Here is a 22,243-nt window from a genome sequence, read left to right as displayed (position 1 = left end):
AGGGAGCCTCATCATGATCGACAACGAAACACCCGGGATGAACACCGCCACCGGCACCGCCGGAAACGGGGACGGCGGCGGGTCCGCCACCGGCCAGCTCAAGGCGGCGGGGATCGACACCGAGCGCATGGCCTCGCGTGCCGGCGAGATCACCCAGCTGATCAGGGACGAGGTCGCGGCCCGGCCGTTCCAGGCGGTCATGGCCGCAGCCTTCGTCGGCTTTCTCTACGCACTGCGCCGGTAACTGCCGATGAACGAGCCGGCGGAAGACGGGCGGGTCTGGCCGCGGCTGAGCCCGCTCTCGACGGGCGTCCGCGGCCGGTGTCCCCGCTGCGGGCAGGGCCACCTCTTCTCCGGGTTCCTCACCATCGCGCCACGCTGCGAGGTCTGCGGCCTCGACTTCTCCTATGTCGACACGGCCGACGGCCCGGCCTTCTTCGTCATGATGTTCGGCTGCGTGCCCGTGGTGATCCTCGCGATCATGCTGGAGGTGCGGTACCAGGCCTCGCTCACCACACACCTCCTTCTGACGCTGCCGTTCGGCCTCGCCACCTGCATCCTGCCGCTGAGGCCGCTCAAGGGCTGGCTCGCCGCCAGCCAGTTCACGTTCAAGGCGCGGGAGGGACGGCTGTGGCGCCCCGGCGATCCCGATTGAGGGACCACCGGCGCGCCGCTCGTGTCAGTAGCCGCCGATGATCGGCAGGATCTCGCCGGTGATGTAGCTGGAGCACTGGGGCGAGGCGAGGAAGACATAGGCGGGCGCGATCTCCTCCGGCTGCGCCGGGCGCTTCATCGGCGTCTTGGCTCCGAATGTCGCCACCTGGTCCGCCGGCCGGTCGGAGGGGTTCAGCGGGGTCCAGACCGGCCCCGGCGCCACGCAGTTGACGCGAATGCCCTTGCCGATGAGGTTGCCCGACAGGGCCCGCGTGAAGGCGTGGATGCCGCCCTTCGTCATGGAATAATCGATCAGCTCCTTGGATCCGTCGATCCCGGTGATCGAACCCGTGTTGATGATCGCCGAGCCCGGCTTCATGTGCGCTACCGCCTCCTGGGCCATGTGGAAATAGCCGTAGAGATTGGTCTTCAGCGTCGTGTCGAAATGCTCCTCGGTCAGGTCCTCGAATTCGGTCGTGTGGATCTGGAAGGCCGCATTGTTGACGAGCACGTCGAGGCCGCCGAGCCGGTTCACCGTCTCCGCCACGGCCCTGGCGCAGGCGTCGCGCCGGCTGACGTCGCCGGGCAGGAGGATGCAGCGCCGGCCCTCTGCCTCCACCGCGGCCTTCGTCACCTCCGCATCCCCGTGCTCGTCGAGATAGCTCAGGGCGACGTCCGCGCCTTCGCGCGCGAATAGGACGGCCACCGCCCGCCCGATTCCGGAATCGCCGCCGGTGACCAACGCCACCTTGCCCTCGAGCTTCCCCGACCCCTTCCAGAACGGCGCGTCATAGAGCGGCGCGGGATCGATGCGGGATTCGAGCCCGGGCTTGTCGTGGTGCTGCTCGGGGAATGGTGGCTCGGGATAGCGCCGGGCACCGGCCTGCATGGCCGACGGCGCCGTCTCCTCACCGCGCTCCCGATCCCGCGCATCGACTTGCGCCTGGATGGCGCGCTGCTGGTCGGAAGCCTGGCGGGTGTCGGACATCGTCTCGTCTCCGATGGATGGGGGAGAGCAGGGCGGTGCCGCCCTGTGTCGCCGACCCAACGCCACGGCGCGGCGAGGCGTTCCTTATCGCCCGGCGCAGCAGCCCGCCCGCACTCCAGGAAACGACCACGGGGGCGGCCATGGCCGCCCCCGTCACATCAATGGTGTTCCGCCTCGGGCGCGATGCCCCTCACGCGATGGCGCGCGAAACCTCGCGCACCTTGCGGGCGGAGACGTCGATATCCGTCGTCGACCGCGCAATGGCGCCCATGGACTGCGAGATGGCCGTCACACCCTCGGCGGCCGTGCGCATGTTCGACGACATCTCCGCCGTCACCGCGTTCTGCTCCTCCACCGCCGTGGCGATCGCGGTGGCGATCTCGTTGATGGTGGAGATCGTCGACGAGATGTCGCCGATCGCCTGCACCGCCTCGGCGGTCGAGGACTGCACGGAGGCGATCTGCGCGCTGATTTCGTCGGTGGCGCGGGAGGTCTGGTTGGCGAGGCTCTTCACTTCGGAAGCGACCACCGCGAAGCCCTTGCCGGCCTCGCCCGCCCGTGCCGCCTCGATCGTGGCGTTGAGGGCGAGGAGGTTGGTCTGGCCGGCGACGCTGTTGATGAGCTGGACCACGTCGCCGATGCGCTGGGCGACCGCGGACAGGTTGCCGACGATGGTGTTGGTGCGCTCCGCCTGCTCCACGGCGCGGCGTGAAATCTCGCGCGACTGGGTCACCTGGCGGGTGATCTCGCCGACGGACGCGACGAGTTCCTCCGTGCCGGCGGCGACCGCCTGCACGTTGCTGCTGGCCTGCGTCGATTCGGTTGCCGCCTCGTTCGCCTCCTGCGTAGCGCGGGTGACGGCGGAGCTGATGGCCTGCAGGATGGCGTCGATCTCGGCCTGAGTCTCTTTCCGCCGCTGCTGCTCGAGGATCGCGGCGGTGATGTCGGTGGCGAACTTCACCACCTTGAACGGCCTGCCGTCCATGTCGAGGATCGGGTTGTAGGTGGCCTGGATCCAGACCTCCTTGCCGCCCTTGCCGATCCGCTTGTACTGGGCGGAGCGATATTCCCCGCGGGCCAGGCCGTCCCAGAAGGCCCTGTAGGCCGGGCTGTCCCGGTCTTCCGGCGTCACGAACATGCGGTGGTGCCGGCCGACGACCTCGTCGAGGCTGTAACCCAGGGCATTGAGGAAATTGTCGTTGGCCGACTGGATCTGGCCGGACAGATCGAAGGCGATCACGGCCTGCGACCTGTTGATGGCTTCGAGCTGGCCGAGGATGTCGGCGTTCTTCAGCTTGTCGGCCGTCACGTCGGTGGCGAACTTGACCACCTTGTACACCTTGCCCGAGCCGTCCAGCAGGGGGTTGTAGGTGGCCTGGATCCAGACCTCCTTGCCGCCCTTGCCGATCCGCTTGTACTCGGCGCTCTGATACTGCCCGGCGCGAAGGCTTTCCCACAGCCGACGGTATTCCGCCGTATTCCGATCGCGCGGATCGACGAACATCGAGTGGTGCTTGCCCTGTACTTCGTTCCCGGAATAGCCGAGGGCCTGGAGGAAGTTGGTGTTGGCGGCAAGGATCGTCCCGTCGGGCTTGAATTCGATGACGGCCTGGGAGCGATCGAGAGCTGCAAGTTTGGCGGCGGCGTCTTTGCCGGCCGGCCAATGAAGTCCGAACATGGGAGTCCTCGGTTCGTTCGATATCAGGCAGGATGATCGAAAACTGCTTGATAAATGCTTACGGTGAGCCGGGGGAATCGAGCATAACTGCGGCGCATACTGCGCCTTCTCTGGAAATCCGCTACGGAATAACTCCAGTTCCGACGACGCGATCGTCCGGAAAACGCTGGCTGATCCGTCAATATCGAAGATTTGTGCGCTATAGACGAAAGACACGGAAGGTCAATACCGCTTCCCCAGGGACAATAAACGGTCTCGCCTCCAATAACCTGCGATTCCTGGTTGTATTTTTTACGATCCGTTCACTGCGACGGCCCCGTCCGCTGGTGCATTTCGCTACCAGTCACTGTCACGGATAAGGTTCAGCGGGGTCGTCGGGTGACGAGGAGAGGGGCCTCACGCCACCATGCGCGGGGTCTCGAACCGCTCGAAGGCCGGCCGCGCTAGCACGTAGCCCTGAATCAGTTCCACACCGAGATCACGCAGGACGGCGAGTTCGCCGGACGTCTCGACGCCTTCGCAGATGGTGGTGATGCCGAGGTCGGAGAGCATCGCGAGGGTGTGGCGGACGACGATCCGCCTGGCGCGGTCGGTGTCGATGTCGCGGATGAGGTTCATGTCGAGCTTGACGATGTCGGGCTGGAACCGCGTGAGCAGTCCGAGGCCGGCATGCCCGGCACCGAAGTCGTCGATCGCCGTGGCGAAGCCGATCTCGCGGTAGGTGCGGATGATGTTGAGGACGTGCGCCGGGTCCATCCTCTCGTCCTCGGTGAACTCGAAGATGATGCGGTCGAGCGGGAAACCCACCCGTTCCGCCGTCGCCAGGGTCAGGCGGATGCAGGCGCGCGGCTCGTAGACGGCGTTGGGCATGAAGTTGATCGACAGTCGCGCCGGTGCGGGTGCGCGACCCGCGGCGAGCTCGATCGCCTTGACGCGGCATTGCTGGTCGAAGGCGTAACGGTTGGTGTCGTCGACGGCGCCCAGCACCGTTGCCGCGCCTTCGCCGGCCGGTCCTCGGACCAGCGCCTCATAGGCGAAGACCTCGCCGCTGGCGGCGTTGACGATCGGCTGGAAGGCCATGGAGAAGGCGAAGGGAAAGGCGCGCCCGTCGCGGCAGCCGTCACAGCTCATGGGGGTACTCGAGCGTTGATACCCTTTCCGTTCTACGGCGCGGTTGTTAACGATCCCTGCTCCGGACCCGCGTCGCGAAGGCCGGCATGGATGCGCCGCATCGTCTCCGCGGACTGGCGCACCACCGCAGCGATCTCGCCGAGTTGGCGCGCGAGCGGGCTCGTCGCCCGCCAGATCATGCCGATGGTCCGCGACGGGCGCGGCTCGCCGAACCGCGCCACCGCCACCGGAGCGGACCGCGTCTCCACCGCCACCGCCATGTCGGGGATCAGCGTCACACCGACCCCTGCCCCGACCATCTGGACGAGCGTCGAGAGCGTGCTGCCGTCGAGCAGTTCGCGCGGCCGGGCGGCGTTGACGCCGCAGAAGGACAGCGCCTGGTCGCGGAAGCAGTGGCCCTCCTCGAGGAGCAGCAACCGCATCTCCCGCAGCACCTCCGGGCTCGGCACCGGCTCGCCCGCATCCGCCGCAGGCCGCACCAGCACGAAGTCCTCCCGGAACAGCGCCACCTCCGCCATCGACGGCTCCGACACCGGCAGCGCGACGATGGCGGTGTCCAGCTTGCCGTCGGTCAGCTCCTGGATGAGCCGCGGCGTCTGCGTTTCCCTGACGCTGATCTCCAGGCCGCCGTGGCTGCGGGCGAGATCGCCGATCACCGCCGGCAGCAGATAGGGCGCGACCGTCGGGATGATGCCGATCCGCAGGCGCCCCACCAGCCCGGCCCGCGCCGCCCGTGCGAGATCGCCGAGTTCGTCGACGGCGCGCAGGATGTCGCGGGATCGCGTCACGAAGGCCTCGCCGAAGGACGTCAGCCGAACCTGCCGCGCGCCCCGCTCGAACAGGAGGGTGCCGAGCCCCTCCTCCAGCTCGCGGATCTGCATGGAGAGCGCCGGCTGCGAGATGGCGCAGGCCTCGGCGGCGCGGCCGAAATGGCCGTGGCGTGCCAGCGCGTCGACATAGCGCAGCTGCTTGAAAGTGATGTTGATCATAATTCTAGCTTATCGTCACAATCAGATAATTCAACTTAGTCTAATGAGATGTCTTCGCTAGAAGGGGAGCGTCACCGGCGCCACGGGTATTCCGCTGAGGCCGGCGGCGGCCGTCCCCCGGCGGTCCTTCTCGGGCGCGCGTGAGCGCGACGGGCCCAAGGGGCCGACTGCGGCATCAGGCAGGATTCACAAGCGACGGCGCGCCGCACGGGGCGCAGGTCGGACGGACGATCGGAGAACACCATGGACGGAATGAACATCGAGGCGGGCGGCAAGTGCCCGGTCATGCACGGGGCGACGACCAACAAGATCCGCTCCAACCGCGACTGGTGGCCGAACCAGCTCAACATCAAGATGCTTCACCAGAACTCCGCCCTCTGCGATCCCATGGGCGGCGAGTTCGACTACAAGGCCGCCTTCGGCCGCGTCGACTACCAGGCGCTGAAGCAGGACCTCTACGCCCTGATGACGGACAGCCAGGAGTGGTGGCCGGCCGACTACGGCCACTACGGCCCCTTCTTCATCCGCATGGCCTGGCACAGCGCCGGCACCTACCGCACCGGTGACGGCCGCGGCGGCTCGTCCTCGGGCACCCAGCGCTTCGCCCCGCTGAACAGCTGGCCGGACAACGCCAATCTCGACAAGGCCCGCCGCCTGCTCTGGCCGATCAAGCAGAAGTACGGCAATGCCATCTCCTGGGCCGACCTGATGATCCTCGCCGGCAACGCCGCGCTCGAGTCCATGGGCTTCAAGACCTTCGGCTTCGGCGGCGGCCGCGTCGACATCTGGGAGCCCGAGGAGGACATCTACTGGGGCGCCGAGACCGAATGGCTCGCCGGCTCCGACAAGGCCAACAGCCGCTACACCGGCGACCGCGTGCTGGAGAACCCGCTCGCCGCCGTGCAGATGGGCCTGATCTACGTCAACCCGGAGGGCCCGGACGGGCGTCCCGACCCGCTCGCCTCGGCCCGCGACATCCGCGAGACCTTCGCGCGCATGGCGATGAACGACGAGGAGACCGTCGCCCTCGTCGCCGGCGGCCACACCTTCGGCAAGACCCATGGCGCGGGCGACGCCGCCCTCGTCGGTCCCGAGCCGGAGGCGGCACCGATCGCCGAGCAGGGCCTCGGCTGGATCTCGGGCCATGGCTCGGGCAAGGGCGCCGACACCATCACCAGCGGCCTCGAGGGCGCCTGGACCTCCAACCCGATCCGCTGGGACAACGGCTATTTCGACGTCCTCTTCGGCTACGAGTGGGAGCTGGTGAAGAGCCCGGCCGGCGCCCACCAGTGGCATGCCCGCAACCTCGCCGAGAAGGACATGGCGCCCGACGCCCATGATCCGGCGAGGCGCGTGCCGATCATGATGTCGACGGCCGACATGGCCATGCGCATGGACCCGGCCTACGAGGCGATCTCGCGTCGCTTCCACCAGAACCCGGACCAGTTCGCCGACGCCTTCGCCCGCGCCTGGTTCAAGCTGACCCATCGCGACATGGGGCCTAAGGTCCGCTATCTCGGTCCCGAGGTTCCGGCCGAGGACCTGATCTGGCAGGACCCGGTTCCGGCGGCCGACCATCCGCTGGTCGACGCCGCCGACATCGCCGCCCTCAAGGCGAAGATCCTCGCCTCCGGCCTCAGCCAGGCCGAACTCGTCCAGACCGCCTGGGCTTCCGCCTCGACCTTCCGCGGCTCGGACAAGCGCGGCGGTGCCAACGGCGCGCGCATCCGTCTCGCCCCGCAGAAGGACTGGGAGGCGAACCAGCCGGCACAGCTCGCCAAGGTGCTCTCCGTCCTCGAGGGCATCCGGCAGGCCTTCGACGCCTCCGCCACCGGCGGCAAGAAGGTCTCCGTCGCCGACCTCATCGTACTCGGCGGCGGTGTCGCCATCGAGCAGGCGGCGAAGGCCGCCGGCCACGCGGTCGAGGTGCCCTTCACGCCGGGCCGCACCGACGCGACGCAGGAGGCCACGGACGTGGAGTCCTTCGAGGTCCTCGAGCCTCTCGCCGACGGCTTCCGCAACTACCAGAAGACGGCCTTCACCGTCTCGGCGGAGGAACTGCTGATCGACAAGGCGCAGCTCCTCACCCTGACGGCGCCGGAGATGACCGTGCTCGTCGGCGGCCTGCGCGTCATCGGCGGCAACCACGGCGGTTCCTCGCACGGCGTCTTCACCACCCGTCCGGGCGCGCTGACGAACGACTTCTTCGTCAACCTGCTCGACATGGGCACGGTGTGGCGGCCGGTCTCGTCCGAGGAGGACGCCTTCGAGGGCCTTGACCGCAAGACCGGTGCGGTGAAGTGGACGGCGACCCGCGTCGACCTCGTCTTCGGCTCGAATTCGCAGCTGCGCGCCCTCGCCGAGGTCTACGGCCAGTCGGACAACGCGGCGCGATTCGTGAAGGACTTCGTCGCCGCCTGGACCAAGGTGATGAACGCGGATCGCTTCGATCTCGCCTGAGCCCTCCAGCGCCCGCGCGCCGTCCTCAGGCGGCCGCGGGCATAACCCTCACGCCGGCCGCGGGATTGCGTCCGCGGCTGGCGCCCCCGCAACCCGATAGGCGCGGAACTGCGCCCGGATCGCCATGGTCCCGCGCCCGACCAGGTCGAAGCGCCGGCCATATCTCAGCCAGTCCACGATGATGCCGTGGAACAGCCACTGGAAGGTGGCGGCTGCCGCCTCCGACGTCCAGCAGGGCGCGAGGTTTCCCCGCCGCGCCGCCTCGGCGAAGGCGCCGACGAACTGGGCATGGACCCGGTCCATGGTCTCCACCTTGCGCTGCAGGACCTGGCCGAGATCGTCGCGATATTCGCACAGGGTCAGGATCGTGTAGATGCGCTGGCGCCGCTCGTCGGCCGCCAGCAGCGCCAGCGCCTCGAGCGCGAGATGCTCCACCAGCGCCAGAGGATCGGGATGCCCGTCCAGCGCCGGCGCCGCCAGCAGGTCCTCGGTGATCAGCGGCGCGTCCTCGAACAGCGCCATGAACAGGTCGGCCTTGTTGGCGAAGTGCCAGTAGACCGCGCCGCGCGTCACACCCGCCTCGCTGGCGATCTCCTCGAGCGAGGTGGCCGCCACGCCCTTGGCGTGGAAGATGCGCTCGGCCACATCGAGGAGACGGCGGCGCGTCTCCTCCGCCTCCGCCTTGGTGCGCCGCGCCATCGCCCCTAGTGCCGCGGTTCGGAGGCGGCCGGAGCCTCCGTCGGCGCCGGCTTGTCGCGCCCGCCCATCAGGCGCGTCACGACGACGAAGAAGACCGGCACGAAGAACACCGCGAGGACGGTCGCCGAGATCATGCCGCCGAGCACGCCGGTGCCGAGCGCCTGCTGGCTCGCGGCGCTGGCGCCGGACGCGATGGCGAGCGGCAGAACGCCGAGCGCGAAGGCCAGCGAGGTCATGATGATCGGCCGGAAGCGCAGATGCGCCGCCTCGATCGTCGCCTCGATGATGCCCTTGCCCTGGGCCCTGAGGTCCTTGGCGAACTCGATGATGAGGATCGCGTTCTTGGCGGAGAGGCCGATGATCGCGACGAGGCCCACCATGAAATAGACGTCGTTCGGCATGCCGCGCAGCGTCACCGCCGCCACCGACCCGATGACGCCGAGCGGCACCACCAGCAGCACCGACACCGGGATGGACCAGCTCTCGTAGAGCGCCGCGAGGCACAGGAAGACGAGGATGCAGGACAGCGCGATGAGCAGCGGCGCCTGCGACCCGGCCTGGATCTCCTGCAGCGACTGGCCCGTCCACTCGTAGCCGAAGCCCGGCGGCAGGTCGGCGGCGAGGCGCTGCATCTCGGCGATGGCGTCGCCGGAGGAGAAGCCCGGCGCCGCCGCACCCGACATGCGGACGGAGGGATAGCCGTTGTAGCCGACGATCTGCGACGATCCGCGCTGCCACTCGGCGCGCGCGAAGGCCGAGAGCGGAACCATGCCACCGTTGGAATTGCGCACGTTGAGGTTCAACAGATCCGCGATCTGCATGCGCGAGGCGGTGTCGCCCTGCACCAGCACGCGCTGGAGACGCCCCGCATTGGGGAAATCGTTGACGTAGGACGAGCCCAGCGTCGTCGAGATCGTGGCGTTGATGTCGGCGAAGGTGACGCCGAAGGTGTTGGCCTTCTCGCGGTCGATGACGAGCGCGATCTGCGCTGCGTCCGGCAGGCCTTCGACGAAGACCTGCGCGAGCTTCGGGCTGCGCATGGCGGCGCCGACGAGCTGATCGCGGGCGGCGGCGAGCTGCTGCTGGCTCTGGCCGCCGCGCGCTTGCAGACGGAAGGCGAAGCCGTTGGAGTTGCCGAGGCCCTGGATGGGCGGCGGCGACAGCGAGAAGACGATGGCATCGCGCAGCTGCGACAGGGCGATGGTGCCGCGCAGGGCAATGGCGGAGGCGGCGTCACGCGGCCCGCGCTCGCCCCAGTCCTTCAGCGTCACGAAGGCGAGTGCCGCGTTCTGGCCCTGGCCGAAGAAGGAGAAGCCGCGCACGGTGACGATGCGGGCGACGCCCGGCTCGGCCATGAAGTGCTTCTCGGCCGCCTCGATGGCCGCCATCGTGCGGTTCACGGTCGCGTCCGAGGGGGCCTGGAAGTTGACGATGATGTAGCCCTGGTCCTCGTTCGGCAGGAACGAGGTCGGCAGGCGCACATAGAGCCAGCCCAGCCCGATCAGCAGCGCCAGATAGATGATCATGTAGCGCCCGCCGCGGCGGACGAGGTGCCCGACGACGGCCGAGTAGCCGTGCGAGGTCTTGTCGAAGCCGCGGTTGAACCAGCCGAAGAAGCCGCGCTTGGCGTGGTGGTGGCCGGCCTGGACAGGCTTGAGGAAGGTCGCGGCGAGCGCCGGCGTCAGGGACAGCGCGAGGAAGGCCGAGAACAGGATCGACACGACCATGGTCAGGCTGAACTGCTTGTAGATCACGCCGACCGCGCCGGGGAAGAAGGCGAGCGGGATGAACACCGAGACCAGCACGGCGGTGATGCCGATGACGGCGCCCGTGATCTGCCCCATGGCCTTGCGGGTCGCCTCCTTCGGCGACAGGCCCTCCTCCGACATGATGCGCTCGACGTTCTCAACGACGACGATGGCGTCGTCGACGAGAATGCCGATGGCGAGCACCATGGCGAACATGGTCAGCACGTTGATGGAGAAGCCGGTGGCATACATCACCGCGCAGGTGCCGAGCAGCGCCACCGGCACGACGATGGCCGGGATGAGCGTGTAGCGCAGGTTCTGCAGGAACAGGAACATCACGAGGAAGACGAGCACCATCGCCTCGGCGAGCGTGTGCAGCACCTTCTCGATCGACACCTTCACGAAGGGCGAGGTGTCGTAGGGCACGGCAAACTCGACGCCCGGCGGGAAGCTGGTCGACAGCTCGGTCATGCGCTTCTTCACGGCCTCGGCGGTGGCGAGCGCGTTCCCGGTGGGCGAGAGCTGCACCGCGACGGCGGCCGCCGGCTTGCCGTTGAGGCGCGCCGACGTGGCATAGGCCTGGGCGCCCACCTCGATGCGTGCGACGTCGCGCAGCCGCACCAGCGAGCCGTCACGATTGGCGCGCAGCACGATCGAGCCGAATTCGTCCGGCGAGACGAGCTGGCCCTTGACCAGGACGGTGGCTGTGACCTGCTGGTTGATCGGGTTCGGCAGCGCGCCGATGGAGCCCGCGGCCACCTGCGCGTTCTGGGCCGTCACCGCAGCGGTGACGTCTGCGGCGGTCAGGTTGAGGCCGACCATCTTGTCCGGGTCGAGCCAGATGCGCATGGCGCGCTCGGAGGCGAAGAGCTGGGCGCGGCCGACGCCGGGCACCCGGCGGATCTCGCCGAGGATGTTGCGGCTCATGTAGTCGCCGAGGCCGATGTCGTCGAGCGTGCCGTCGGTGGAGGTCAGCGTCACCACGAGGAGGAAGTTCGAACGCGCCTGGTCGACCTGCACGCCCTGCTGGCTCACCGAGCGCGGCAGGCGCGGCTCGACGCGGCGCACGCGGTTCTGCACCTCGACCGCTGCCGCGGCGCCGTTGGTGCCCGGGCGGAACGTCACGGTGATCTGGATGGAGCCCGTCGTATCGGCGACCGACTCGAAATAGAGCAGGCCCTCGATGCCGTTCAGCTCCTCCTCGATCGGCCGCGTGACCGCCTGGTAGGCGTCCTCCGGTGCGGCGCCGGGATAGGCCGTATTGATGGTGATCTGCGGCGGGGCGACGTCCGGATATTGCGCGACGGGCAGCTGCGGAATGGCGAGCACGCCGCCGAGCATGATGAGGATGGCGACGACCCAGGCGAAGATGGGCCGGTTGATGAAGAATTGCGGCATCGCGCGGTCCTCAGCGGGCGGCCGGCGCGGCGCCGGAGGCCGCCTGGCCAGGCGGGGCCCAGGGTCGCGCCGTGACCTTGGCGCCGGGGCGCAGGCGCTGGAAGCCGTCCACCACCACACGGTCGCCGTCCGCGAGCCCGTCGTCGATCACCGCGTCGGTGCCCACCACGCGCGAGGTGCGCACGACGCGCACCTCCACCGTGTCGTCCGCCTTGACGACCCAGAGCTGGGCGCGCCCCGCGGTGTCGCGCTGGATCGCCTGCTGCGGCACGCTGATGGCGTTCTGCTGGATTCCCTGCTCGATGAGCACGCGCACATACATGCCGGGCAAGAGGTCGCCGTTCGGATTGGGGAACTCGCCGCGCAGCGTCACCTGGCCCGTGCCGGCATCGACGGTGGCCTCGGAGAACAGGAGCCGGCCGGTGTGGGGATAGGGGCTGCCGTCGTCGAGGATCAGCTTGACGGTGGCCTCGTCCGTCTTCTCCGGCGTCACGGCGCCGGCCTGCATGGCGCGGCGCAGGCGGATGAGGTCGGTCGCCGACTGGGTGAAGTCGGCATAGATCGGGTCGAGCTGCTGGATGGTGGCCAGCGCCTCGGCGCCGTTGGCGGCCACCAGCGCGCCCTCGGTGATGAGGGCACGGCCGATGCGCCCGCTGATCGGCGCGGTAATGTCGGCATATTTCAGGTTGAGCTCGGCGGAGGCGAGGCCGGCGCGGGCACTGGCGACATCGGCGTCGGCCTGGGCGAGGGTCGCGACGGCGCTGTCGACCTGCTGGGGGCTGGCGACGTTCCGCTCGCGCAGCTGCTCGGTGCGATCGCTCTGCTGCTGGGCGAGGAGCCGGGTCGCCTGGGCACGCTGCAGCGTCGCCCGCGAGCGCTCGACCTCGACGCGGAAGGGCTCGGGGTCGATGCGGTAGAGCACGTCGCCTTCCTTCACCAGGCTGCCCTGCTGGAAGACGCGGGCGATGACGATGCCGGAAACGCGCGGACGCACCTGGGCGATGCGCGTCGGTGCGATGCGGCCGGGCAGCTCGCTGATGATCGGGACCGCGCCTGCCTTCACCGTGACGATGCCGACCGGCGGCGGCGGAGCCTGGCCGGGCGCCTGGGCCTGGGCGGGATCGGAGGCTGCCAGGGCGGCGACGATCGCGGACGCGACGAGAAAACGGGAAACCGACATGAAAAGCCCCAGTCTCCGCCCCTCCGGTGGGACGGATCGCCAGACAAGCGAAAATACATACAGCGGCGCATGTAAACGACGCGCCGCACTGCGGCAAGACCGCCGCAGGCACATCACCGGGATGTGACGGCCCACAAGACAGATCGCGGTGACAGCTTCCTGAACGGTCGCCACAAGCCGTTACACCCGGCCGGACTCTCCGGTGGCAGCAGATGTCTGAGCCGGATATCCCGGCCCGGCTCGACGCCGGACCGACGGCGGAGCATCATCTGCAGATGAACCAGAACCTCGACGACCCCGCGGTCAAGCGCCGGCTCGTCGTCCTGCTGCTGAAGCTGACGCCCTTCGCCTTCGTTCTCTGCTGGGTGCTGGCGGCGCTGCAGGGCGCACCGGCCTTCACCTGCACGGTGATCGCCGGAGCGGCGGCGGGCGCCACCCTGGGCGCGGCGGTCAGCATCGGGCTGTTCGGTTCGGGATCGCGCTACGTCTTCATGGCCGTCGCCATTCTCATCGGCCTCGCCAACGCCCTGATGCGCTGAAACCGCTCCCATCCCCCGCTCGGCCGATTGACCGGGCGATCATCGCTGACAAAGGTGCGGGCCGCATTGGGACATCAGGGCGCGACGCCCGGCCTGGCCGGCAAGCGCGGGAGAACAGCACCATGGACGCACGGGGTTCGGCAGCGATCATCACGGGGGGAGCCTCGGGCCTCGGCGGCGCCACGGCGACGCGGCTGGCCAAGGCCGGCGCCAAGGTCACCATCTTCGACCTCAACGAGGATCTCGGAAAGAAGCTCGCGGCCGAGATCGGCGGCCATTTCGTCAAGGTCAACGTCACCGACGAGGCCGCCGTCGACGCCGCCCTCGCCGAGGCCGAGGGCCTGCACGGCAAGGCGCGCATCTGCGTCAACTGCGCCGGCATCGGCCCGCCCGCCAAGGTCATTGCCCGCGACGGCTCGCCCCTGCCGCTCGGCGACTTCAACAAGATCATCCAGGTGAACCTTCTCGGCACCTTCAACGTGCTGTCGAAGTTCGCCGCCCGCCTGCACACCGCCGACCCCGTCGGCGAGGAGCGCGGCGTCATCGTCAACACCGCTTCCGTCGCCGCCTTCGACGGCCAGATCGGCCAGCCGGCCTATGCGGCCTCGAAGGGCGGCATCGTCGGCATGACCCTGCCCATCGCGCGCGAGCTCGCCCGCTTCGGCATCCGCGTCGTCACCATCGCGCCGGGCCTGTTCCTCACGCCCCTGATGGGCTCGCTGCCGAAGGAGGCGCAGGACTCCCTCGGCGCCCAGGTGCCCTTCCCCTCGCGCCTCGGCCATCCGGACGAGTATGCCATGATGGTCGAGGCCATCGTCGCCAACCCCATGCTGAACGGCGAGACCATCCGCCTCGACGGCGCCATCCGCATGAGCCCGAAATGAGCGCCCACGCCGCCGTCGAGCCCGCCGGCGCCACGCCGCGGGCCAAGGCCATCGCGGCGAAGGTCGAGGCCTTCGTCCGCGACGTCGTCGTGCCCTACGAGAAGGACCCGCGGCAGGGGCCGCACGGGCCGACCGAGGAGCTCGTCCACGAGATGCGCGCCAAGGCGCGGGCGGCGGGCGTTCTCACGCCCCACATCCTCGGCGACGGCGACCACCTGACCCAGGCCGAGACGGCCTATGTGCTGATCCGCTCCGGCCTGTCCATCCTGGGTCCGACGGCGGTCAACACCGCCGCCCCCGACGAGGGCAACATGTACCTCCTCGGCAAGGTCGGCTCGGAGGCGCAGAAGGAGCGCTTCCTCAAGCCCCTGGTCGAGGGCCGCGCCCGCTCCGCCTTCTTCATGACCGAGCCCGCCCTCGAGGGCGGCGCCGGCTCCGACCCCTCAATGATGCTGACCACCTGCCGCCTCGACGGCAACCACTGGGTGATCAACGGCCGCAAGGCCTTCATCACGGGAGCGGAGGGCGCGAAGGTCGGCATCGTCATGGCGAAGTCGGACGACGGCGCCTGCATGTTCCTCGTCGATCTCCCGGACCCCGCCATCCGCACCGAGCGCGTGCTCGACACCATCGATTCCTCGATGCCCGGCGGCCATGCGGTCGTCACCATCGACAATCTGCGCGTTCCCGCCGACCAGATGCTGGGGGCGAGCGGCGAGGGCTTCAAATATGCCCAGGTGCGGCTGTCGCCGGCCCGCCTGTCGCACTGCATGCGCTGGCTCGGCGCCTGCACCCGCGCCAACGAGATCGCCACCGACTATGCCTGCCGCCGCCAGGCCTTCGGCAAGACGCTGATCGACCACGAGGGCGTCGGCTTCATGCTGGCCGAGAACCTCATCGACCTGAAACAGGCCGAGCTGATGATCGACTGGTGCGCCGGCGTCCTCGACGGGGGCTCGCTCGGCACGGCCGAGAGCTCCATGGCCAAGGTCGCCGTCTCCGAGGCGCTGATGCGCATCGCCGACCGCTGCGTGCAGGTCATGGGCGGCATGGGCGTCTCCGGCGACACCATGGTCGAGCAGGTGTTCCGGGAGGTGCGCGCCTTCCGCATCTATGACGGCCCGACCGAGGTCCACAAATGGTCGCTGGCCAAGAAGATCAAGCGCGACTGGAAACAAGCCCGCGCCGGCTGACGCAGCCAAAACCGGGCACCGCAGGGCGGGCCCGCCAAGGAGGATGAGAGATGCCCGAGGCCTATATCGTCGAAGCCGTCAGGACCGCCGGCGGCCGCCGTGGCGGCAAGCTCGCCGGCTGGCACCCCGCCGATCTCGGCGGCGAGGTGCTGAACGCCCTCGTCGACCGCACCGGGCTCGACCCCTCGGCCATCGAGGACGTCGTGGTCGGCTGCGTCAGCCAGGGTGGCGAGCAGGCCTTCCACGTCGGGCGCAACATGGTCCTCGCCTCGAAGCTCCCCGAGAGCGTTCCGGCGGTGACCATCGACCGCCAGTGCGGCTCCTCCCAGCAGGCCATGCAGTTCGCCGCCCAGGCGGTGATGTCGGGCACCCAGGATCTCGTCATCGCCGCCGGCGTCGAGAGCATGACGCGCGTGCCCATGGGCTCGGTGACCGGGCTCTACGCCAAGGCCGGCATCGGCGAGGGCCCCTTCTCGAAGCGCATCCAGCAGCGCTTCGGCGTCGAGGGCTTCAGCCAGTTCACCGGCGCCGAGATGATCGCGAAGAAGTACGGCTTCACCCGCGACGAGCTCGACCGCTACGCCCTGGAGAGCCATCGCCGCGCCATGGCCGCCACGGAAGCCGGCGCCTTCGACCGCGAGATCGTCGCGGTGGACGTCGACGGCGAGTTGCACCGCCGCGACGAGGGTATCCGCTTCGACGCGACGCTGGAGGGCATCGGCTCGGTGAAGACCCTGGTCGAGGGCGGCGTCATCACCGCCGCCAATGCCAGCCAGATCTGCGACGGCGCGTCCGGCGTCCTCATTGCCAACGAGCGCGCGATCAAGGCCCACGGACTGAAGCCGATCGCCCGCATCCACAACCTCACCGTCACCGCCGGCGATCCCGTCATCATGCTGGAGGAGCCGCTCCCCGCCACCGACCGCGCCCTGAAGCGCGCCGGCATGCGCATGGAGGATATCGACCTCTACGAGGTGAACGAGGCCTTCGCGCCGGTGCCGCTCGCCTGGCTCCGCCACACCGGTGCCGACCCGTCGAAGCTCAACGTCAACGGCGGCGCCATCGCGCTCGGCCATCCGCTCGGCGCCTCCGGCACCAAGCTGATGGCGACGCTGATCCACGCCCTGAAGGCCCGCGGCAAGCGCTACGGCCTGCAGACGATGTGCGAGGGTGGCGGCATCGCCAACGTCACCATCGTCGAGGCGCTCTGACGCCGTCGCCGCGGCGGATCCGCCCGCCGCGGCGCAAACGCCAAGAGCAGCGGAAAGCTGCCGCCGAGGAAACCACCGCCCGAGAGGATTCTTGCGTCCATGCACGCCACCCATCCGTGCGCCCATGCGGCAGCCCATCCCGACAAGGTCGCCTACCGGATGGCCGGCTCGGGCGACGCCATCAGCTATGGCGACCTCGACCGCCGCTCCAACCAGGGCGCCCACCTGCTGCGCTCCCTCGGGCTGAAGGCGGGCGACCACATCGCCCTCATCATGGAGAACGGCATTTCCTTCATGGAGGTGTGCTGGGCGGCCCAGCGCGCGGGCATCTACTATACCGCCATCAGCCGCTACCTCACCCCTGACGAGATCGGCTACATCGTCCGCGACTGCGGCGCCCGCGCCCTCGTCGTCACGCCGCAGACCGCCGGGCAGGCCGCCCCGCTGGCCGGCGAGACGGGCATCGCCCTGTTCATGGCGGGCGGCGCCGCCCCGGGATTCCGCGCCTTCGACGCCGAGCGCGCGGCCATGCCGCAGACGCCGATCGCCGACGAGACCGCCGGCTGGGACATGCTCTATTCCTCGGGAACGACGGGCCGTCCGAAAGGCGTCAAGAAACCCTTCGCCACCGAGCCCATCGACAAGCTGAACCCTCTGCTCAAGGTTCTCTGCCAGGACATGTGCGGCATGGGGCCGGACAGCGTCTATCTCTCGCCGGCGCCGCTCTATCACGCGGCTCCCCTGCGCTTCAACATGATGGTCGCCGCCCTCGGCGGCACCTCGATCATCATGGAGAAGTTCGACGCGGAGGAGTTCCTGCGCCTCGTCGAGGTCCACCGCGTCACCCATTCCCAGCTCGTGCCGACCATGTTCGTGCGCATGCTGAAACTGCCCGAGGAGGTCCGCGCCCGCCACGACGTCTCCTCCCTGAAGGCCGCGGTCCATGCCGCGGCCCCCTGCCCGCCCGACGTCAAGCAGGCGATGATCGCGTGGTGGGGTCCGATCCTGCTCGAGTACTACGCCGGCACCGAGGCAAACGGCGTGACGGTCATCAACTCCGCCGAATGGCTCGGCCACCGCGGCAGCGTCGGCCGCCCCTTCGTCGGCAAGGTGAAGATCCTCGGCGACGACGGCGCCGAAGTGCCGACGGGCGAGATCGGCGCGGTCTATTTCGCCGACGGCCCGGCCTTCGCCTATCACAACGACCCGGTGAAGACGGCCGGCGCCCACAACGAGCGCGGCTGGTCCACCCTCGGCGACATCGGCTTCGTCGATGCCGAGGGCTATCTCTACCTCACCGACCGCAAGGCCTACATGATCATCTCCGGCGGCGTGAACATCTACCCGCAGGAGACCGAGGACGTGCTGATCCTCCATCCCGCGGTCGCCGACGTCGCCGTCTTCGGCATTCCCAACGCCGAGATGGGCGAGGAGGTGAAGGCGGTCGTGCAGCCGCGCGACATGGCCCTCGCCGGCCCGGAGCTCGCCGCCGAACTCCAGGCCTTCTGCCGGTCGCGGCTCTCGGCCATCAAGTGCCCGAAGAGCATCGACTTCCTCGCCGAACTGCCGCGCACCCCCACCGGCAAGCTGGTGAAGCGCCACCTCGCCGACCGATACAAGGCGGCCGCCGCCGCCCGGCCCTGATTGCCCGCCGCCAAGACCACCCCCAAGGAGATCCATTGATGTTGAAGACGATGATCCGGCATTGCGCCGGTGCCGCCCTGCTGGCGGCGGCAAGCCTTCCGGCCTCGGCCCAGATTTCGAACGACACCGTCCGCCTCGTGGTCCTCAACGACCAGTCATCCGCCTACAGCGATACCTCGGGCCGCGGCTCTGTGGTCGCCGCCGAGCTGGCGGTGGAGGATTTCGGGCCGGCCGTCGCCGGCAAGCCGATCCAGGTCATGAGCGCCGATCACCAGAACAAGGTCGACATTGCCGCCACGCTGGTGAAGCGCATGATCGACGGCGACAATGCCGACGCCTTCTTCGACATCGCCAATTCCGGCGTGTCGCTGGCGATCCAGGACATGATCCGCCAGTCGAACAAGGTCGTGGTCCATGTCGGCTCCGGCAATGTCGACCTCGTCGGCAAGTCCTGCACGCCGAACAGCGCTCTCTGGCTCTACGACACCTACGCGCTGGCCAAGGGCCTCGCCACGGCGCTGCTCAGCGACCGCCACAAGCGCTGGTTCCTGCTCACCGCCGACTACGCCTTCGGCCACGCCATGCAGCGCGACATGACCGAGACGCTGCGGGCCCGCGGCGGCGAGGTGATCGGCGCGGTGCGCCATCCGCTCAACTCGATGGATTTCTCCTCCTTCCTGATGCAGGGCGGCGGCAACATGCAGGTCCTCGCCCTGCTCAACGCCGGCGCCGACACCACCAACGCCATCAAGCAGGCCTCCGAGTTCGGGCTGATGCGCCAGGGCGTGAAGCTCGCCGTGCCGATCTTCACCCTCGTCAACGTCAAGGGCATCGGCAACGAGATCGCCCAGGGCACCACCTTCCTCGCCGGCTACTACTGGGACCGCGACGACGCGAGCCGCGCCTTCTCCCGCCGCTTCGAGGCGAAGATGGGCCGCCCGCCGACCCACGCCCAGGCCGCCGTCTACAGCGCCGTGCTGCACTACCTGAAGGCCGTGCAGGCCGCCGGTACCGATGCCGGCGACCGCGTCATGGCGAAGATGAAGGAGCTGCCGGTGCAGGACTTCATGACCGCGAATGCGCGGCTGCGGGCCGACGGCCGCCTGATGCGCGACATGCTGCTGGTCGAGGTCAAGGCGCCGGCGGAATCCAGGGGTCCCTGGGATCTCCTGCACGTCCGCGCGACCATCGCCGCAGCCGACATGATCCAGCCGCTGGCCGAGAGCCAGTGCCCGCTCGCCCGCGCCCAGTGAGCGCCTGACACGCCCGGCGGCCCTGCGGCCGCCGGCGCTTGTTCTGAATCATTCCAGACTGCGGCCGCTCCCTGCTAAATCTCGCCTGTGACGGCCCCGACACCGGGGCCGCGCCGGGAGGCATCATGGCGGCGGACGGGATCAAGGCTTTCCTCCCCGTAGTGCCCGCCGCCGGGCTCGCCTTTGGACTGCTGGCGGGCTGGCTGGACCGGCCCGAGGTCTCCGGTCCGCTCTGGACCGTCGCCACCCTCGTCGTGCTCCTCGCCCTCGCCACCGAGATCGTCACCAGCCTCCGGCGCGGCGAGGTCGGGCTCGATCTCGTCGCCTTCCTCTCCATGACCGCCGCGCTCGCCGTCGGCGAGACGCTGGCCGCCGCCGTCGTCGCGCTGATGTATGCCGGCGGGCAGAACCTCGAGGCCTTCGCCGAGCGCCGCGCCCGGCGCGACATGGCGGCTCTCCTCCGGCGCGCGCCGCGCACCGCCATGCGCTATGCGGCCGGCGGGCTCGCCGAGGTCGATCTGGCGGAGATCGCAATCGGCGACCGCCTGCTGGTCCGCCAGGGCGACGTCGTGGCCGTCGATGGCGCGGTGGCCGGCGGCCTCGCCGTGCTCGACGAGGCGGCGATCACCGGCGAATCGGTGCCGGTGCAGCGGCGGGCGGGCGAGCCCGTCATCTCCGGCACGCTGAATGTCGGCGGTCCCTTCGACGTGACCGCCGGCCGCGTCGCGAAGGACAGCACCTTCGCCGGCATCGTTCGCATGGTGGAGAGCGCCCAGCAGTCGAAAGCGCCGATGGCCCGGCTCGCCGACCGCTTCGCCCTCGCCTTCCTCGGCCTCGCGGTCGCCATGGCGGGCGGCGCCTGGCTCTTCTCCGGCGATCCCGTCAGGGCCGTCGCCGTCCTCGTCGTGGCGACGCCCTGCCCGCTGATCCTCGCCGTCCCCGTCGCCATCGTCTCCGGCCTGTCGCGGGCCGCCGCCCGCGGCATCCTCGTCAAGGGCGGGAAGGCGCTGGAGGCCCTCGCACGCGTCCGCGTCCTCGTCTTTGACAAGACCGGCACACTGACCCGCGGCGAGGCCGAGATCACCTCCGAGATCGTCTTCGGCGGTACGACGCCCCGCGAATTGCTGCGCCTCGCCGCCTCCGCCGACCAGGTCTCCAAGCACGTGGTCGCCCGCACCCTGGTCGCCGCCGCCGAGGCCCGCGGCCTCGCCCTTGCGGTGCCGGAGAAGGCGCGCGAGGTCCCTGGCGAAGGCGTCGTCGCGACCATCGACGGGCGTGAGGTCGCCGTCGGCGGCGTCGGCTTCGTCACCGGCCTCACGGGGGGCGACGATGCGGATCGGCTCGGGGCGCTCGGCAAGGACCGCGGCATCGTCGTGGCCGTGGCGGTCGACGGGCGGCTCGCCGGCGGCCTTCTCATGGTGGACGAGCTCAGAGCCGGCGCTGTCGGGCTGCTCCACCGCCTGCGCAGCCTCGGCATCGTCCGCATCGTGCTCGCCACGGGCGATCGCCGCGCGGTGGCCGAGGCGGTGACCGCCGACCTGCCGGTCGACGCCATCCACGCCGATCTCGCCCCCGGCGACAAGGTCGCCATCGTCGTGGCCGAGCGCGCCCACGGGGCCGTGATGATGGTCGGGGACGGGGTCAACGACGCCCCCGCCCTGGCCGCGGCCGAGATCGGCGTCGCCATGGGCGCAACCGGCTCCGCAGCCGCCGCCGAGACGGCAGACGTCGTGCTGCTGGTCGACCAGCTCGACCGTCTCGCCGAGGCGCTGGCGATCGCCGGCCGCTCGCGATCCATTGCCCTGCAGAGCGTCGTGGCGGGCCTCGGCCTCTCCGTCATCGGCATGACGGCGGCAGCCTTCGGCCTGATCACACCGGTTCAGGGCGCCGTCATGCAGGAAGTGATCGACGTCGCCGTGATCCTCAACGCCCTGAGGGCCCTGACCCCCGGCCGGAGCGGCGCCGCCGCACCCGCCTGAGCTGGCCCGCGCGCCTCAGCCCACCGGCACCGTCGCCTTCATGGACGGCCGCGCGGCAAAGCCCTCGTACCAGGCGGCGAGCCGCGCGTTGCCGTCGCGCCAGCCGATGTCGGGGAAGCGGAAGTCGAGGTAGCCGAGCGAGACGCCGGCCGCGACCGTGCCGATGTCGAAACGGCTTTCCAGATGGCCGATCCACTCCTGCGAATAGGCGGCCACCGTGGTGTGGATCTTGGTGATCTGGCCCTTGTGCCAGTCGGCCCAGCGCAGCGCCTCGGGCCGCGCCACGGTCTCGTAGCGGGCGAGCAGGGCGGCATCGAGCATCTCGTCGGCGGCCGAATGCAGCACCAGCGCATTCCAGCGCTCGGCCCCGGCGGCGGGGAACAGGGTCGGCGCGCTGCCGACGGAATCCAGGAACTCGCAGATGACGCGGCTGTCGTAGATCGCCATGCCGTCGTCGGCGACGAGGGTCGGCACCTTGCCGGTGGGGTTGTGCGCCTTGATCGAAGCGTCCTGGTTGATCGGGTGGGCGGCCGAGCCGAGCTTTTCGATCTGGCCGTCGATGCCGCGCTCGATGGCGCAGACCATGACCTTCCGGACGAAGGGGGACGCGGGGGA

The 22,243-nt window shown here is 69.6% G+C and carries 18 protein-coding genes; 10 read left to right on the top strand and 8 right to left on the bottom strand.

Annotated features, from left to right (window positions below; all coding sequences use genetic code 11):
• Nucleotides 1-13 precede the first annotated feature (13 nt).
• A complete protein-coding gene (locus ACT6XY_RS07020; protein ID WP_444747622.1) occupies nucleotides 14-244 on the top strand; it encodes a hypothetical protein in 231 nt (76 codons plus the stop codon).
• Nucleotides 245-250: 6 nt separating this feature from the next.
• Nucleotides 251-655, top strand: coding sequence for a DUF983 domain-containing protein (locus ACT6XY_RS07015; RefSeq protein WP_444747621.1), 405 nt, complete (start codon nucleotides 251-253; stop codon nucleotides 653-655).
• Between the two features lie 24 nt (nucleotides 656-679).
• Here ACT6XY_RS07015 and ACT6XY_RS07010 read toward each other — a convergent pair whose 3' ends face one another.
• From ACT6XY_RS07010 to ACT6XY_RS06995, 4 genes are all read right to left on the bottom strand, one after another.
• Nucleotides 680-1,642 (bottom strand): SDR family oxidoreductase, encoded by a 963-nt coding sequence (locus tag ACT6XY_RS07010; protein WP_444747620.1) that lies wholly within the window; start codon nucleotides 1,640-1,642, stop codon nucleotides 680-682.
• Between the two features lie 190 nt (nucleotides 1,643-1,832).
• Entirely contained in the window at nucleotides 1,833-3,320 is a 1,488-nt protein-coding gene (locus tag ACT6XY_RS07005; RefSeq protein WP_444747619.1) for a methyl-accepting chemotaxis protein, read from the bottom strand.
• Nucleotides 3,321-3,716: 396 nt separating this feature from the next.
• Nucleotides 3,717-4,451 (bottom strand): EAL domain-containing protein, encoded by a 735-nt coding sequence (locus ACT6XY_RS07000; protein WP_444747618.1) that lies wholly within the window; start codon nucleotides 4,449-4,451, stop codon nucleotides 3,717-3,719.
• Nucleotides 4,452-4,483: 32 nt separating this feature from the next.
• Nucleotides 4,484-5,440, bottom strand: coding sequence for a LysR substrate-binding domain-containing protein (locus tag ACT6XY_RS06995; protein WP_444747617.1), 957 nt, complete (start codon nucleotides 5,438-5,440; stop codon nucleotides 4,484-4,486).
• A 243-nt stretch (nucleotides 5,441-5,683) separates the two neighbouring features.
• On the opposite strand from ACT6XY_RS06995, the gene katG reads away from it, so the two are divergent.
• Nucleotides 5,684-7,900 (top strand): catalase/peroxidase HPI, encoded by a 2,217-nt coding sequence (gene katG, locus ACT6XY_RS06990; protein ID WP_444747616.1) that lies wholly within the window; start codon nucleotides 5,684-5,686, stop codon nucleotides 7,898-7,900.
• Between the two features lie 48 nt (nucleotides 7,901-7,948).
• On the opposite strand, the gene ACT6XY_RS06985 is transcribed toward katG, so the two are convergent.
• From ACT6XY_RS06985 to ACT6XY_RS06975, 3 genes are read right to left on the bottom strand one after another with little or no spacing between them, the layout of a single operon-like run.
• Nucleotides 7,949-8,599 (bottom strand): TetR family transcriptional regulator, encoded by a 651-nt coding sequence (locus tag ACT6XY_RS06985; RefSeq protein ID WP_444747615.1) that lies wholly within the window; start codon nucleotides 8,597-8,599, stop codon nucleotides 7,949-7,951.
• Between the two features lie 5 nt (nucleotides 8,600-8,604).
• A complete protein-coding gene (locus tag ACT6XY_RS06980) occupies nucleotides 8,605-11,745 on the bottom strand; it encodes a multidrug efflux RND transporter permease subunit (RefSeq protein WP_444747614.1) in 3,141 nt (1,046 codons plus the stop codon).
• Between the two features lie 10 nt (nucleotides 11,746-11,755).
• Entirely contained in the window at nucleotides 11,756-12,925 is a 1,170-nt protein-coding gene (locus ACT6XY_RS06975) for an efflux RND transporter periplasmic adaptor subunit (protein ID WP_444747613.1), read from the bottom strand.
• A gap of 212 nt (nucleotides 12,926-13,137) precedes the next feature.
• Here ACT6XY_RS06975 and ACT6XY_RS06970 point away from each other — a divergent pair, with 212 nt between their 5' ends.
• From ACT6XY_RS06970 to ACT6XY_RS06940, 7 genes are all read left to right on the top strand, one after another.
• A complete protein-coding gene (locus ACT6XY_RS06970; protein ID WP_444747612.1) occupies nucleotides 13,138-13,464 on the top strand; it encodes a hypothetical protein in 327 nt (108 codons plus the stop codon).
• 122 nt (nucleotides 13,465-13,586) lie between these two features.
• Nucleotides 13,587-14,348, top strand: coding sequence for an SDR family NAD(P)-dependent oxidoreductase (locus ACT6XY_RS06965; RefSeq protein ID WP_444747611.1), 762 nt, complete (start codon nucleotides 13,587-13,589; stop codon nucleotides 14,346-14,348).
• The gene (locus tag ACT6XY_RS06960; RefSeq protein ID WP_444747610.1) at nucleotides 14,345-15,541 is read left to right on the top strand and encodes an acyl-CoA dehydrogenase family protein; all 1,197 of its coding nucleotides are present in this window, start codon (nucleotides 14,345-14,347) and stop codon (nucleotides 15,539-15,541) included. Before ACT6XY_RS06965 ends, ACT6XY_RS06960 begins: the two co-directional genes overlap by 4 nt.
• 50 nt (nucleotides 15,542-15,591) lie before the next feature.
• The gene (locus tag ACT6XY_RS06955; RefSeq protein ID WP_444747609.1) at nucleotides 15,592-16,752 is read left to right on the top strand and encodes an acetyl-CoA C-acetyltransferase; all 1,161 of its coding nucleotides are present in this window, start codon (nucleotides 15,592-15,594) and stop codon (nucleotides 16,750-16,752) included.
• 99 nt (nucleotides 16,753-16,851) lie between these two features.
• Entirely contained in the window at nucleotides 16,852-18,396 is a 1,545-nt protein-coding gene (locus ACT6XY_RS06950) for an acyl-CoA synthetase (protein WP_444747608.1), read from the top strand.
• A gap of 38 nt (nucleotides 18,397-18,434) precedes the next feature.
• Nucleotides 18,435-19,649, top strand: a complete 1,215-nt coding sequence (locus ACT6XY_RS06945; RefSeq protein ID WP_444747607.1) for an ABC transporter substrate-binding protein — start codon at nucleotides 18,435-18,437, stop codon at nucleotides 19,647-19,649.
• 125 nt (nucleotides 19,650-19,774) lie between these two features.
• Nucleotides 19,775-21,628 (top strand): heavy metal translocating P-type ATPase, encoded by a 1,854-nt coding sequence (locus ACT6XY_RS06940; protein WP_444747606.1) that lies wholly within the window; start codon nucleotides 19,775-19,777, stop codon nucleotides 21,626-21,628.
• 15 nt (nucleotides 21,629-21,643) lie between these two features.
• On the opposite strand, the gene ACT6XY_RS06935 is transcribed toward ACT6XY_RS06940, so the two are convergent.
• Nucleotides 21,644-22,243, bottom strand: a 600-nt coding sequence (locus ACT6XY_RS06935; protein WP_444747605.1) for a glutathione S-transferase family protein, incomplete at its 5' end; no start/stop codon positions are given.

The organism is Phreatobacter sp. (assembly GCF_052440005.1).
Classification (GTDB): Bacteria; Pseudomonadota; Alphaproteobacteria; order Rhizobiales; family Phreatobacteraceae; genus Phreatobacter.
Note: the sequence above shows the minus strand (reverse complement) of the source record. Positions and strands in the feature narration are given on the sequence as shown.